The organism is Microbispora rosea (genome assembly GCF_900156315.1).
GTDB classification, from domain to species: Bacteria; Actinomycetota; Actinomycetes; order Streptosporangiales; family Streptosporangiaceae; genus Microbispora; species Microbispora rosea.
In genome coordinates this window covers 1-13823 of sequence record NZ_FTNI01000051.1, presented here as the reverse complement: position 1 = coordinate 13823, position 13823 = coordinate 1, and the positions used below count along the sequence as shown (strand labels likewise).

Annotated in this window: 16 protein-coding genes and 1 pseudogene; 5 read left to right on the top strand and 12 right to left on the bottom strand. The window is 63.0% G+C overall.

The annotated features are described in order from the left end of the window. Genes dbpB (BXA11_RS39755) through BXA11_RS45905 form a run of 9 tightly spaced genes read right to left on the bottom strand, consistent with a single transcriptional unit; the run spans position 1 to position 7751 of the window. The gene (gene dbpB / locus BXA11_RS39755; RefSeq protein WP_076443095.1) at positions 1-1113 is read right to left on the bottom strand and encodes a DGQHR domain-containing protein DpdB; all 1113 of its coding nucleotides are present in this window, start codon (positions 1111-1113) and stop codon (positions 1-3) included. Further along, the gene (dpdA, locus tag BXA11_RS39750) at positions 1113-2348 is read right to left on the bottom strand and encodes a tRNA-guanine transglycosylase DpdA (RefSeq protein WP_076443093.1); all 1236 of its coding nucleotides are present in this window, start codon (positions 2346-2348) and stop codon (positions 1113-1115) included. Before dpdA ends, dbpB (BXA11_RS39755) begins: the two co-directional genes overlap by 1 nt. Continuing rightward, complete coding sequence (gene dbpB / locus BXA11_RS39745) at positions 2345-3496, bottom strand: DGQHR domain-containing protein DpdB (protein ID WP_204054017.1); 1152 nt, start codon at positions 3494-3496, stop codon at positions 2345-2347. The genes dpdA and dbpB (BXA11_RS39745) overlap by 4 nt, the downstream gene beginning before the upstream one ends. Next, complete coding sequence (locus tag BXA11_RS42865; protein ID WP_204054018.1) at positions 3493-4455, bottom strand: hypothetical protein; 963 nt, start codon at positions 4453-4455, stop codon at positions 3493-3495. Before BXA11_RS42865 ends, dbpB (BXA11_RS39745) begins: the two co-directional genes overlap by 4 nt. Before the next feature lie 4 nt (positions 4456-4459). Continuing rightward, positions 4460-5254, bottom strand: a complete 795-nt coding sequence (folE2, locus tag BXA11_RS39735) for a GTP cyclohydrolase FolE2 (protein WP_076443091.1) — start codon at positions 5252-5254, stop codon at positions 4460-4462. Next, a complete protein-coding gene (gene queD, locus BXA11_RS45910) occupies positions 5254-5610 on the bottom strand; it encodes a 6-carboxytetrahydropterin synthase QueD (RefSeq protein ID WP_076443089.1) in 357 nt (118 codons plus the stop codon). The genes folE2 and queD overlap by 1 nt, the downstream gene beginning before the upstream one ends. Next, positions 5610-6248, bottom strand: a complete 639-nt coding sequence (gene queE, locus BXA11_RS39725) for a 7-carboxy-7-deazaguanine synthase (RefSeq protein ID WP_076443087.1) — start codon at positions 6246-6248, stop codon at positions 5610-5612. Before queE ends, queD begins: the two co-directional genes overlap by 1 nt. An 8-nt stretch (positions 6249-6256) precedes the next feature. Then, positions 6257-6937, bottom strand: a complete 681-nt coding sequence (gene queC, locus BXA11_RS39720; RefSeq protein WP_239105263.1) for a 7-cyano-7-deazaguanine synthase QueC — start codon at positions 6935-6937, stop codon at positions 6257-6259. A gap of 4 nt (positions 6938-6941) precedes the next feature. Then, positions 6942-7751, bottom strand: a complete 810-nt coding sequence (locus BXA11_RS45905) for a tyrosine-type recombinase/integrase (protein ID WP_373320680.1) — start codon at positions 7749-7751, stop codon at positions 6942-6944. On the opposite strand from BXA11_RS45905, the gene BXA11_RS44200 reads away from it, so the two are divergent. Further along, the gene (locus BXA11_RS44200; protein WP_076443080.1) at positions 7672-7857 is read left to right on the top strand and encodes a hypothetical protein; all 186 of its coding nucleotides are present in this window, start codon (positions 7672-7674) and stop codon (positions 7855-7857) included. The two genes, BXA11_RS45905 and BXA11_RS44200, sit on opposite strands and share 80 nt — an antisense overlap. Before the next feature lie 320 nt (positions 7858-8177). On the opposite strand, the gene BXA11_RS39705 is transcribed toward BXA11_RS44200, so the two are convergent. After that, a complete protein-coding gene (locus tag BXA11_RS39705; protein WP_076443078.1) occupies positions 8178-8798 on the bottom strand; it encodes an ATP-binding cassette domain-containing protein in 621 nt (206 codons plus the stop codon). A gap of 353 nt (positions 8799-9151) precedes the next feature. Then, positions 9152-9589: a MarR family winged helix-turn-helix transcriptional regulator gene (locus tag BXA11_RS39700; RefSeq protein ID WP_159454908.1), complete on the bottom strand. Its 438-nt coding sequence runs from the start codon at positions 9587-9589 to the stop codon at positions 9152-9154. 127 nt (positions 9590-9716) lie between these two features. Between BXA11_RS39700 and BXA11_RS39695 the strand changes: the two genes are divergently transcribed. Both BXA11_RS39695 and BXA11_RS45900 read left to right on the top strand, forming a co-directional pair. Next, the gene (locus BXA11_RS39695) at positions 9717-10616 is read left to right on the top strand and encodes a hypothetical protein (RefSeq protein WP_159454907.1); all 900 of its coding nucleotides are present in this window, start codon (positions 9717-9719) and stop codon (positions 10614-10616) included. 409 nt (positions 10617-11025) lie between these two features. Beyond that, complete coding sequence (locus tag BXA11_RS45900) at positions 11026-11214, top strand: CGNR zinc finger domain-containing protein (protein ID WP_076443074.1); 189 nt, start codon at positions 11026-11028, stop codon at positions 11212-11214. Between the two features lie 90 nt (positions 11215-11304). On the opposite strand, the gene BXA11_RS39685 is transcribed toward BXA11_RS45900, so the two are convergent. Then, positions 11305-12264, bottom strand: a complete 960-nt coding sequence (locus tag BXA11_RS39685) for a cupin domain-containing protein (RefSeq protein ID WP_076443072.1) — start codon at positions 12262-12264, stop codon at positions 11305-11307. Between the two features lie 119 nt (positions 12265-12383). Between BXA11_RS39685 and BXA11_RS39680 the strand changes: the two genes are divergently transcribed. Then, on the top strand, positions 12384-12932 hold the full coding sequence (locus BXA11_RS39680) for a TetR/AcrR family transcriptional regulator (protein ID WP_076443070.1): 549 nt from the start codon (positions 12384-12386) through the stop codon (positions 12930-12932). 429 nt (positions 12933-13361) lie between these two features. After that, positions 13362-13686 (top strand): annotated as a pseudogene (locus tag BXA11_RS39670) (transposase); the annotation flags it as partial. Between the last annotated feature and the right edge of the window lie 137 nt (positions 13687-13823).

Genomic DNA, 13823 nt, shown 5'->3' with positions numbered 1-13823 from the left:
TCAGAAGAGCAGTTCCTGATCGATCACGCGAAGCAGGCCAGTGGTGAGTAGCCGCACATCGTTGGGAGTGTTCTGGAGGCTGTTCCACTTTCGGGCCTCGCCTCCGGCGAAGTTCCAACTGCCCGAGGTCCATGCAGCTCCTTGTGCGATCTTGCTGAGCGCCTTGGTGACTGCGGCCTCGATCTCGTGCGGACGGCGGTCCTCGGTGAGAGCGTCCATGATGAAGCCCATGGCCTGGATGCCGACGCCATGTGTGAGGCGGGAGAGGCGTGGTGGCAGAGCCCACGCTTCCGGGAACCTGCCCCGAACGAGACTCCAGTAGGTGTTCAGATGCAGCAGCATCTGATCTATATCGCCGCTACCGTCATCCGGGTTGCGGTACTGGTAGAGCGCTCCTTCGAAGAGGCTGTGCTCAATCATTCTCAGGATGCTGTTGTCTTTGATGTACCCATCCGGCGAGGTCGGAGTGGCTATAAGACCGTAGAAGGGCCCCCCGAAGGTGCCGTTGAGGCGAGTCATGAGGGCCGCGGGAAGTTGACGGCGAGCGTAGGCGGGCGGCAAATGCCCCGTGGTGTCAGGGAGTAACTCGTGAATCAGCCCCTTCGGGAGGGGCTTGGTGTTATTCACCAGGATGAACTGGGCCCGCTGTTCCGCCTCATCCGCGATAAATCCGACGGCTGCCACGGGAAACTCACCGATGTCTGCTTCCCTGATCGCAGCGCTGCGTTGCTGGCCATCGACTAACCATGCCGGCTTCTCGTCCTCAGACAACGTCTCGTCGATCGGCACCACCAACTCCCCAGGGACGGAGTAGTGCACGCCGTTGTCCTGCACGGATGCTAGAGCTTCGAAACGGACACGCTTATCGAACGCGAGCACCAGAGCATTGGGCAGCATGGCGTTGTCAGACTCGAGGTAACGCTGGATCGCCCGGATGTGACTCGCGACTTCTGGCCGTTGGTAGCCCTGGAGCTGCTCTTCTGGGTCACGCCGAATCCGAGAGACTGCCGCAAATTCGTGCAACCTCTTCCCATCGACCGCAAAGCAGTAGATACGCCGCGATCCCTGCCGAACCTCCAGCGCTGGAAGACGAAGCGTGTGGCGGTCGGCCATTAGTTCTCCTGTTCAAGGGGGCGCGTGATGTGCCGAATATTATCAGCGAAGACAGCGAGATTGTGGAATCCACGCCTTTTGTTTCGCTCGGTACCCCGAAAGATCGCTATCTCGATGCCATGCGCACCACAGAGCGTGCACGTGCATGTCTTCCAAGGCTGAGCTTCGAGAATCCTCCGGTAGGCAGGAACCCTGCTCTTCTTTTGAGGGGGTTCAACCAACCGCTCATACTCTGAGAGTGTCTCAATTACGCGGTCTACGGTCTCTTCGCCTCGGTCGTAGGCGCGCAAGCGCTTAAGGCACTCTCGCTCGAGAGACTTCGCTTTAGATTGAGAGACTTCACCGGCGAGAACTCGACGCTTGAGTGCCGGGTTACCGTCTACCTGCGGGACGCGAACCGCCGTAAAAGACTCAGTGGCAGTGTGATAGTTATTGCGATCATCCATAAAGGACTGCCGAAAGGGAGACGTGCTGTCGAAGCTGGTGACGCCATGACCCGCAAACTCTTCCATAGAGCCGATGCGAGTGATTCCCAGGAGGTGGAGTTTCGTTTCCGGAATACGAACCTTATCAATCGCCTGGAGGCAGGAGAGGATTTCGTGCGTCTTCAGCGGGACCATGCCGCCCAGTGCAATCCGCTGATACCCGAACTCCTGAAGGCGCTGGACACTATCGGCGTAACTTGCCGGACTCCATCCTTGTGCTGCCCCAACGGGCTCGATCTGATTTCCACGCTTCTGGACCCCAGCTAGGAACTCTTCCGCATACCGGAGCGATATCTGCCGTCTTTCTGCCCAGGCCGGGTTCACGTCCGCATCGGAGACCTCTTCGTCGTAGCCGAAGATCACATGGTCGATACTTATTCCCGAATCGAAGCCGCAACCTTCATAGAAGTTAAGAACCTCATCAACCGTATACGGGGGAAGATCTTCGTCGACGTAATTGAAGGCGCCACAATCGCCAAGCGTTGCAACATTGTCGGGAAGACGGAAGAATCTCCTCACACCAAGCCGGTAGAGGCGCTCCCGCTGTGGCATGCTGTATTTTCCCGCACCTTTGACAGAGCCATCCACAATCGCCTTGCTGACAAGGATGCCGTCATACGGATTCGACTCGAGAACTTCGTGGGCGTACTTGTCATCACGCTGCCGCACCCGATACGGCGAATACTCTTCGATGAAGAAATCATACGTCGGGCTGACAAGATCTTGACTGTCGGGGAAGTAAAACCTCATGAGAGCTCCCTACGGGCAATCTGATGGACACGGATGAGATAGTTAGAAAGCTCTTGAACGTGCTTACCGACGTTCTCTATCTCATTCCACCGGTGCCCGAGTTCCTCCCATGAGCCCTCCGTCCACCTGCAATAGGGTGCGATCAGCGCAAGGTGCTGGCGCACACTTTTCGGAGCATCAGGACGTGAAGGATCGACCACACCGAGTATGCGATCCATGAGGCGGCCCATCGCTCTAATCCCCGCCCCGTGCATAAGCCGACTTTTCTCTGGCGGTTTTCCCCATGCGTCGGGGAAGGTGTCACGCACCGCCGTCCAGTAGATAAAAAGTGCCTGGATGATGCCGTCGAAGTCTGTCTCTCCCCGGCCGATGTGCCGATAGGGGTAGAGGCAACCAGAGGAGGACATGAGACTTTCTTGGATCATGTCGACGATGCCCGTGTCGGTCACAACAGCGTCGGACTGTTTGGTGCCGGCGGTCGACGCGCGTCTGATCAACCCGTAGAACGGAGAGTTCTTGTCAGCGTTCAAGACGTCGCACAGGTGCGACGGGGCCTTTCTGATCGCTAGGCGCGGCGGTAGGGGGCTGTCGACTTCTGGTAAGAGTTCTGTGACGAGCCCCCGAGGCAACGGCTTGGTGTTGTTGATCCGAACGAACTGATCACGCTGCAGGTTCACCGTGTCCGCCACGAACGCCGTGATGGGAACAGGGAAATCATTCCGGCGGGTCTGTGCGAGCGCCAAGGCTCGCTGCTGACCATCAACGATCCATGCCGGCTTAGGCTTGCCCTCCTGCGGGACAGGGATCGTGAGCCTCCCCGTATCGGAGATCCCATCGGCAGGGTGCCTGTTGCCACCTCGTGTACTGCGGAAGTGCACATTCGGCGACAGAGCCATGATGATCGGGTTTGGGAAGATCGGGACGTCGCTATCCAAGTACTCCACAATTTCTTGGATGTGCTTCCTCACCTGAGGCCGCTGGTAACCAATCAGCTTGCCAGCCTCGTCCCGGCTCACTCGAGAAATATCCGCGAACTGCAGAACCTCCTCGGCCCGCAACATGAACACGTAGAGCGGATAGTCCTTAGCTTGAACGATCCGCAGGGCGCGTACTTCAGTGGTAGCGGGCTTCTTCGATATGGGCGTCACCGCCAACCTCCATCGGAGCGAGCCTCTGCCAGGAAGAGCTCCCGAAAGCGGGCCTGTTCACACGACCGACCCGAACTCCGCAGCTCACGCAACAGCGCCGTCGCCGACGTGGGGCCGTAGACAAGGTGCTTGCGGATGAAGGTACGGACCTCATCGTCTGTCATGCGAATGCCCGGAGCCTTCGGTGCCGTCTGAGGGGCTGCAGCGGTGGCATCCGCCATGAGTTTGGTGAGCAGGGACCGCCGAACAGGCTCACCACTAGCCCGACACGCTTCCAAGACATGGGCTGCTGCTCGAGCATTGAGCGATAGCAGGCTTCCGCCAAGGACGGAGGTGAGTGCAGCGGTAACCGGGATGACGAACTCGTCGACCTCGGCGCTTCGTCCGCCTGGCCCGATGATGGACAGGCTGTCCTTGCTGGTCAGCGTAGATGCAGCCTCGCGCAGGTCAGTTGCGCATGCGCGCAGATAAGGCTCCGACAAGACCGCCACGATTGCCGCATCTGGATCTCTGCGAGCCAAAGCGCTGAAAGAACGCGGTTGACCTGCCTGGGGGCCATCCCAGGTGGCAAGTCGCTCCCACCACCGACGTGCTCCGCCCGTGTCTGGCGCGACAGAGTCCTCGTGACCCACGGCGAAGGTGGCCGCGTAGGGCGCGATGCGCGCATCGACCTTGATCAGCCCATAGCCCGCGGAACATACCCACAAATTCGCATCGTCGCCTGCGATTTCAGCAAGCCGCCGAGCGATCAGCCAATGCTCGCCGGCATACATGTCGCTGGCAGACCTCGCCGCTGACGCAGCAGACAGACGCTGCACCCACTCCTCGCAACGCTCGTCAACTCCCCCAGTGTCCAGGCTCCGGACGCGGAGTTGCTCAGGCGCGACACCACGCTTGCGGTTGGTACAGGTGACCACGACGTGCACGGTCTGCCCGCACTGACCAGCAATGTCATCCACAGTGTCACGCACCACGTGGCGAGGTCCACGAGACCGCGGCGTAGGCCGCGTGATTATGGATGCTCTCGTCATTAACCGCACGAACCCGATAGGAAGCAACGCGATCCGCTACATCCAAGGCGAGGCATACGTTGCGGACCATGTCCTCAACGAAGACGGGATTGTCGTAACCCGCCATCGTTACATGGCGTTCGTCAGGTCGCTTCAGCAGTGCATAGACCGGAGAGGAAGCAGCACCTTCCGCGAGACTGATCAACTCGTCAAACCACAGATCAGTCGGGTGATCGGCCGGTTTGATGTCAATCGTGATGTGGCCACGTTGATTGTGGGCGCCGCGATCACTGATCGCCTTGCTGCACGGGCACACGCTGGTGACGGGCACCTCAACGCTCAAGGTCACTGCAGTGCCGTTCCCGCGGCTCACCGCGGCCACAGCGCAACTGTATTCCACATACGCTCGCGCCCGCGTGACGGGCGCCTCGCGCTCTAGGAAATAAGGGAAGGTCAGGTGCACACGCGCGGAAGGGCTCCCCATGTGTTGCCTCAGGTCATCGGCCAGGCCAGCTGCGCTATGTGGGGTGAGTTGCTCTCGTGCGTTGTGTAGCACTTCAATGAAGCGACTCAGATGGGCGCCTTTGACCTCGGGACCGAGGCTGACTGACATGGAGGCCGTGGCCACGGTCTCGCGCTTAGCTCCTTGCCCGTCAGCGACCAATACCGGGTAGCGAAGGCCCTCAATCCCCACTTCATCAAGGGAGATGCCGCGAGTGTCAGGTGATGCCTGTACGTCCTCAAGCATCAATTTTCTCCCCGATAGATGCAGCCGGAGGTGCACGTTTCGCGTACGTGAATCGCCGATAAGGGCAGTTCACCGCTCAGACGATCCCACACCCATCTAGCAAGGACCTCGCTGGTTGGGTTCTCGAGTCCCGGGACTTCGTTGAGGTAGTAGTGGTCAAGTTGGTCCAGGACAGGTTTGAACGCAGCCTTGATCTCTGCGAAGTCCATGACCCACCCGGTCGCTGAGTCCACGTCGCCCTGCACATGCACCTCAACACGGAAGCTGTGTCCGTGGAGTCGAGCACACTTGTGACCAGGTGGGACGTTCGGGAGTCGGTGGGCGGCCTCGAACGTGAACTCACGAAAGATTTCCATCAACGGATCCCCAGTGTCTTGTGGGTCTGGATGCTCAAGTGCCACTGAGGATGCTCGAGGCAGTATGCGATCGCCGCCTGTGTATTAGCAGCGAGGTCGGGGCCGTCCATCGGTTGCAGCATGAAGCGATCAAAATCTAGGTCTTCATAACGTTCCGGCCCAGCACCCACCTGCGGATACACCAACTTCAGGTCGTGCCCGGTTTTCAGAACCAGATCGGCGCCTGCCTTCGGACTCACACAGATCCAGTCGATGCCGTCAGGTGCCGACCGCGTCCCGTTAGTCTCGATGGCGATCTCAAAGCCCTCAGCATGCAGGGCGTCGACCGCCTCCGCGTCCAGTTGCAGCAGCGGCTCTCCACCAGTGCAGACCACATACGGTCTGCTTCGCGGATGCGCACGCCCCTGCCAGGTCTTGGCTACCGCTGCGGCGAGGTCGGCAGCCGTTTGGAACCGTCCTCCACCCGGACCATCGGTACCGACGAAATCCGTGTCACAGAACTTGCAGATCGCTCGGTGCCGGTCCTTCTCCCGGCCCGTCCAGAGATTGCAGCTCGTAAAGCGGCAGAAGACAGAGGGCCGCCCTGCATGGCTACCTTCCCCCTGCAGCGTGTAGAAGATTTCCTTCACCCGGTACATGCCTGGGATCAACTCTTCGCTGAGACGAGGGATGGATCAACCAAACCGAGTTCCGCAAAGCCCCGTCCGCGAAGCAGGCAAGAGTCACACGTCCCGCAGGCGCGTCCGTCGATTGGGTCGTAGCAGCTGTGGGTCCAGGAGTAGTCGACGCCCAACTCCAGCCCACGCTCGATCGTCTGAGCCTTGGTCAGTTCGATAAGAGGGGTGTGGATCTTCAACTTCTGCGTCCCCTCAACGCCCGCCTTCGTCGCCAGGTTCGCCATACGCTCGTAGGCCTCGATGTACTCGGGCCGGCAGTCTGGATAGCCGCTGTAGTCCAGGGCGTTCACACCGATGAACACATCAGAAGAGCTCAGCGTCTCCGCCCAGGCCAGGGCGAAGGACAGGAACACCGTGTTCCGTGCAGGGACATACGTAATCGGGATCTCGCTTCCCAGGTCATCAACGCTCTCGTGATGGGGAACGTCGAGGGCGTCGTCTGTGAGCGCGGACCCGCCGAACACCGCGAGATTAATATCGGCGATCACATGCTCTGCCACGCCCAGTTCAGCCGCGACCCGCTTGGCGGCCTCAAGTTCTTCAGTGTGGCGCTGCCCATAGCGGAAGCTCAGGGCGTACGTCTCGTAGCCTTGCTCGCGCGCGATCGCTAAAACGGTGGTCGAGTCGAGGCCGCCGCTCAGCAGCACCACGGCCTTACGCTTCGTTGTAGTCACTTGTCCGCCCTCTGCTTGCCTGCGTGTGCAGGGAAATTACATCACTGACATCCCGCAAGAGAGGGTAGTTTCTGCCAGGACCAAGTGCCAACCCCATAACCCTTGGCACTGCTGACCCAGAGGTACCTTCAGCCGCGGAAGCCTCAAGGCACCGCATCTCACGGGCGTGGCACACGGTTAGAACCGTGGATGGCACGGCGCTGGGGCTCAGCAGTGTCGAAACTGCACACCACCGGCGTCCTCGAGGGCTGTCAGTTACTCGGCTCATCGAGCGTGGTGAAGTTGCCCCGGTTGTGTGGACACATCGGGGTTTGCGGCTATACGGCAGCGTAGCGGTCTTGTTCGGCCCGTGTCGGCGTTCGTATTCGGCGGGGCTGAGCATGCCCAGGGTCGAGTGCCGGCGGCAGGGCCCTTCGATGAAGTGGAAGCAGGGGGCCTTGGCCTGGGCGTGGGTGGCGAAGTGATGCCGCTCGAGCAACTCCGTCTCCATCAACGCCTGCAGCGAGACTCCAGCGCTGACCAGGGCGGTGGCGTAGGTATGGCGGAGCTGATGCGGGATGATGTGATCAAGCCCGGCTTGGTGGACGGCCCGGTCGAGTTCGGCTCGGACGGCGTTTTGGGACAGCCCCCGAGCCAACTGCCGTGGCCGGGTGCTTCGTGAACGCAGTCCAGTTCCAGATCGAGGAGTTCCCCGATGCGCTGCCGCAGGCGTGTTGCAGCAGCAGGGCGCAGGTAGCCGGCTCGTTGCCCGGCCGTTCCCGCAGCACCTCGGTGAGGCGACGGTCGGCATCGACCGGCAGATAGCACTGGCCCGCTTCGACCACGACGTGCCGGACGCGCCGCCGGACGACGTCATCGGTCTGAAGGCGGTCCGCCACCGTACCGCCGTTCGCTGAGTCACGGGCTGATCAGGTCAGCGCAATAGCAGGTTCGGCAGATCGGAGGGCTGGCGTTCTGCGAGATCCGGGCGGGACGGCTCTGCCGGACAGGACGCGGGGCTCCGCGGATCGGGAGTGATTCGAACGAATCGCGATACCTAACTGGGAGCGACGGCCTCGTCGCCCATCTCCCTCAAGGCGGCACCTACCATGACGTCGGGCAGCAGATCACTGGCCAGCAGGCTCACGGACGCGGTGGTCGTCCAACGAATGCAGACAGCCACACGTGAGCAGGGACTCATCGCGCCCCGCCTCCCTTGGCCACCTCGGCACGGGCTTCAACAACGAGACGGCCAGAAGAAAGCGCAGGTGAAAGCGCCGTAGATTTGCGTCGTGCCTGGCCGGGGGCACTCTTTGATCAGGTACAAAAGGCTCCCATCTGGGGCTTCTCCGGAGCCTTTGAGTGATCTTAGGCAGTCGTGGGTCACTGTCGGCAGCCCTGCACCGATGGTCGCGGGATATTCGCGGGGTGGCTTCCGCGGGAGCCCGCCAGGGCAAGTTGCTCGCACGTCGGCCCCGGATGACGAGGCGTATCTCGGTTGGGCCTCGGGATCCATGCCGGTTGTCAGCTCGTCCAGGAACAGCACGTCAGGCTCGCCCAGGAGGGCCAGCGCCAGGTCAAGGCGGCGTTTCTCACCGCCGGACAGCTGCCGCACTTTCGTCTTCGCCTTCGCCGTCAGGCCCGCCAACTCCAGCGCCTCGCTCGCCGGGCGCGCGGCGGGGGTGAAGTCACGCCAGATCCCGACCGTCTGCCCGGCCGTCAGGTCGGGGAAGAATCCGGCCTCCTGCACCATGATGCCGACGTTGCCGCGCACCCGGGTGCGGTCTTTGAACGGGTCGAGGCCCAGCACCCTGACCGAACCGGCGTCCGGCTTCTGGAACCCGGTGAGCAGTTCCATCGTCGTGGTCTTGCCCGCGCCGTTGCGGGCCGAGCAAGGCGAAGACCGTTCCCGCCTCGACCTCGAACGAGATGTCGTTGACCGCCTGGAATCCGCCGTAGCTCTTGCTGAGATGGTTCACCTGAATCGCTGCCACGCCTCGATCCTTCGCCCGGGGCGGTGACGGAAACAGTGAGCAATTCACATCGCGAGCAGACCGAGTAGGCAACCGGTCGCCGTCTGTGCGTTCTCGATCTGGTGAAGATGGTGCCCCCCGGCGCGGTCGTCCCTGCGACATAGGGATCACCTGACCGGGCGGACGCTCATCACCGGCTTCGTGGCCTGCGTAGGCTCCGGCAACTCCGCGGCGATCGTCAGCGTTCTCGCAGTTTGTGGATCTCGTCGTCGAGGGCATCCTCCACTCGACCGAGGAACTCAGCGATGATGCGGAGGTCGCGTTCGTCGTAGTCGGTCATCAGATCCCTCCAGCTGCGCAGCAGCGGCAGGAACACTCCCGCGATACTGGGCCCGGCCTTTTCTGGCTGGAATGCGACGACGACCCGGCGGCGGTCGGCGGGATCGCGGGTGCGTGCGACGAATCCCGCCGCTTCCAGCCGGTCGATCACCGTGGTCACTGAGGCAGTCGTCAGGCCGGTGCGCCGGGCCAGCTCTCCGGCGGTCAGCGGCTCATATTGGAGCATCTGGATGCAGGCCATGTCGGTGCTGTTGACACCGATCACGCGTGCGGCCGCGTTCGCCATCTCTGCGCCGCGCTGGTTGGTGCGCCTGATCCGATTGGTGATCTCCGTCATGAGCTCAGCCCGTGCGCTTGACATGGCTCCCCTCATCTCGATTTTCTGATATCTCGAAAATCTAGTAATCTGCGCTGGTCTGCTGGCGTCGTGCCGAAGGCGCCGGCCATCACCAGAAGGAAATGACATGTTCCAGTCGACACGGCGACGCGCACTGCTGGCCCTACCAGTGCTTGCCGCCACAGCGATCGTAACCGTGCCCGGCCCGGCACAGGCGCACGCGAAGCCGGCACAGCCGACCGGCGGGATCGCGAAGTACCTGGGTAAATGGAACTACGACCAGCCTGACCGTACGACGATGACGAACATCGCTGTGATAAGGCCGGGCACGATGGAGGCACCCCAGGTCGGCGACATCGTTTTCACCGCCCGTGACCACGACACCGTGGTGGGCCGCACCGACGTCGGGTGTACGTGGACGTTCAAGGCGGGGCCCGCCGACCTTCACCTGGATCCTGCGACGCAGACCTGCCACAACCCGACCAGCAACGCGTGGTACACGATCAGCACGTGGACCGTCACGGTGAACGGCGATCACGAGAAGGAGACGATCAAGGCCGTAAGTCCCAATCCGGCCGGAAACTACGACTGGCAGCTGGACAGGGGCGCTCGTACGAAGGCCAAGGAATACGACCCGCGAGGAGCCGCACGGTTCCCCGGCACGTGGCGATACGACGCAGCGGACCCGGCGACCAGGGCGAATATCCGCGTCACCCGATCCACCGGCTCAGACGGGAAACCGGTTGTGACGCAGACCCCCGAACAGGGGCTCCTCACGATCACCGGCGAGTATGACAACCGGATCACCGCGCGTACCGCCGATGGCTGCACCTGGGCCCTGCTGACCCGGGGCAACACCGCACACCTCGATCCAGCCGTCCAGACCTGCGTGACGTCCGCGACCGCCGTCGTGACGCTCCGATACTGGTCCATCGCGAGTGACGGACGCCACCTGGCGACAATAATCGCCGGTACGGACGCCCACGACGGCGAGTTCTACCTCAACGCGGGCCTGTCACCCGCATGATGATCGTCACGTGGATGGCACCGGCCGGCTTCCTCGGTTGAAGGCGCACCCGACAGGCGTCTTTCCGCTGGGTGCACCTGAAGCCGTCCTCCTTGAGGAAACCCTTCTCGTGCCACGCGCCTTACTCGAACGGGCCGCAGGCCGGTAGGTGGACCTTCCCGTGACCGGCTGCCGGCTCGGCGCTACGAACCTTGTCCGGTGCCGTGCCGACGTCACGCGTCACGCGACAGTACAAGGGGTGTATCGCGGGCTGATCCATACCTTCGGACGGAGTGCCGGCACCGAGAGAGGCGCGTCTCAACCTTCAACTCGGTCTCGGTCGGCACCGTTCGGAGGTTCGCCACGCAGTCCCCTATGTCCCTGACTCTCAGGGTGTACGACCATCGCCTCCGATGCGGCCCGCTCGGCGGTGCGGCCGCTCGGGGTTATCAACGAGCTGCGGATCCGTGAGTGCGGCCGCGAGGAGTGCGCGCGCGTCCTAGTTGATCGCTCCCGCTCCGGCAATCGCCACTGGTGCGGACGAGAGGAGTGCGGCAACCGCGTCAAGGCGGCGTACTACCGCTCCCACAAGAAGAGCAGGACGTCCTCGGTGGGGTGATCTAACCTGGTCAGGCACCGGCCGAGGTGCTGCGGTCTACGCGAACACCCGCGCCCCCTCGGGCCCCTTGTACCGGGACGACGGCGCGGGTCATTCGTTCTCCTCATAGACGACGTGGTACTGGCGGGTGTAGCGGTTGAGTGCCGCCGGGTTGAAGCGGCCGCCTTGGCTCACCTCGGCGCGATGCTCGATGAGGGCCTCCACCACGCACTCCCAGCCACCCGGCGAGGAGACCTGGATGACCTTGGGCGGCGGGGTGGAACCGGGGCGGATCGCGTGCGGGACACCGTGCGGCAGCAGGACGAATTGCCCCTTGCCGGTCCGGTGCGTCACACCGTCGAAGTCGATCTCCAGGACACCGTCGACCACGTAGATGCACTCGTCGGCGACATGGTGAGTGTGGCGCGGGACGGGCTGGGCGACGGTCACCTCCAGCAGGGAGATCAGGCTGTCGGTGTCCTCGCTGCGTGCCTTGATGCCGAACGCGGGCGGCACCGAGATGCGCCCGAGCCTCACCTGCCCCTGTCGCAGCAGGTAGAACCGGCTCTTGTCGCCCCACTCGGCGGGGTCGTCCTGCCCGAGGTGGTAGCGCATGCCGTACGGTTTGCCCAGCTCGTTGATCTTCTGCCAGTCGCGCCGTCCGTCGGGGAGCATCAGCGCGTCGGCCTCGCCCGCCTCGCATACGTCCTCGACGTAGCGCTCCCAGCCGCCCGGCGCGAACAACTGCAGGACGTGCACGGCGGAGCCGTCCGGCCCGAGGTTTCGCATGGCGTGCGTGACGCCGCGCGGCACCAGCGCGAACATCCCGGCGGTGAGGTGATGGCCGGCTCCGTCGAACTGGATGCCCAGGTCGCCGTCCAGCACATACACCAGTTCGTCGAAGGTGTCGTGGACGTGGGCGGGGATGCGGCCGTCACCGCGGTTCTCTATCAGGGAGAACCGCCCCTCGGTTTCGGCGGCCCCGGCCTTAACGCTCATCGACGGCGGAAGGGGCACGCGGGTGGGACGGGAGGCGTCCGCGTCCAGCAGGAAGAAGCGGTCCTTGAACATGCGAGATCCTCTCGAATCTGATTCGGAGTCCGTTTCCGTTTAAGCTAGGTGAGCGTCGCAAGCCCTGTCAACGCGGACTAGGGTGTGATCCGGAATCCGATTCCGCGAAAGGGGAGCGCATGTCCAGGCCCCGTAGCGACGCCGAGCGCAACCGCGCCCGCCTCCTGGATGTCGCTGTCGACCTGTTCGCCGAACACGGCGACCAGGTGCAGATGGGGGAGGTGGCAAGGGCCGCGCAGGTCGGCGTCGGCACCCTCTACCGGCACTTCCCGACCCGTCAGGCCCTGGTTGAGGCGGTCGCCGAGCAGCGCTTTAGCGAGATCCTCGCCTTCGCCGAGAGCGAGTGCCTGCCCAACCCTGACACCCGGGCGGCGCTGACCTGTTTCCTAACCCATGTGGCCCAGATGCATCAGACGGGCCGCGGCCTTTCCGGGGCGATCGAGGCGACGTTCGGCTCCACCGCCCCACGCGGGCCTCTGGCGATCGAGTTGCTTGCCATCGGGGACACGCTGATCAGGCGCGGACACGCCGACGGCACCGTCCGCGCCGACATCACGGTGGACGATCTCTACATGCTGGTCGGCGCGCTGGCGATGATCAGCCGAGGCGATGTCGGCGACTGGCGGCGGTTCATCGACATCACCCTGGACGGCATCGCACCACGCTGAGGCGACTCAGCGCCGTCGGCTTCTCCGATTGGGCCGTTTGCCGGCGCTGGTCACGGTCACGCCGTCGGCGATGTGGTGGCGCAGCAGCCGCAGATGGTAGGAGACCAGGTTCTGCGGCGCCCTTTCGGGTGCGGGTGATGCCCCACAGCAGGTCATCGCCCAGGCTGTAGCAGCCGTGGAAGTAGCGGTCTGCCAGGTCGGATGCATCTATACCGCAGGGTTTCGAGTACGACTGATCCGGAGTCATCCTTGGCCCTGACCTCAGCGTCCGTGACGGTCGACTGATCACGGTACGCGAAGAGAACAGGGATCCCGCCTTCAAGAGCAAGAAGACCGTGCCGAACGCCGACAAAGTGCCACTCTGCGATCACTCTCCGTCGGGTTGACGTGATACCACGAAGATCCATCTGTGCGCCGACGGCCGTTGCCGGTCGCTGTCGCAGCCGGCCGGACAGCGTCAGCGCGGACAAGGCCTACAGCTCACGCACGAACCGCTCCTACCTGCGGCGACGTAGGATCCCGCATACCATTCCCGAGCCCCGTGACCAACGGGACAATCGCCACAGGCGCGGCTCGGCCGGTGGACGCCCGACCGGGTTCGACAAAGAGCGCTACAAGAAGCGCAACGTTGTCGAGCGGGCGATCAACCGGCTGAAGAACTTCCGGGCTGTGGCCACCCGCTACGACAAGCGCGCTTACGATCTACCTCGGCACCGTGACCGTGGCAGCCCTGATGATCTGGCTCCGCACGTGATCCAAGGAACAGGACCTAGGTCGGCCCACAGCACAGGAGTAGCTGAAGGCGGCGACGTGCAGCCGAAGGCCAAAGATCACGAGACATACGCGGGACGATCATGTCGGCGTTTCCGCAGGTGAGCATGCTTAAGATCG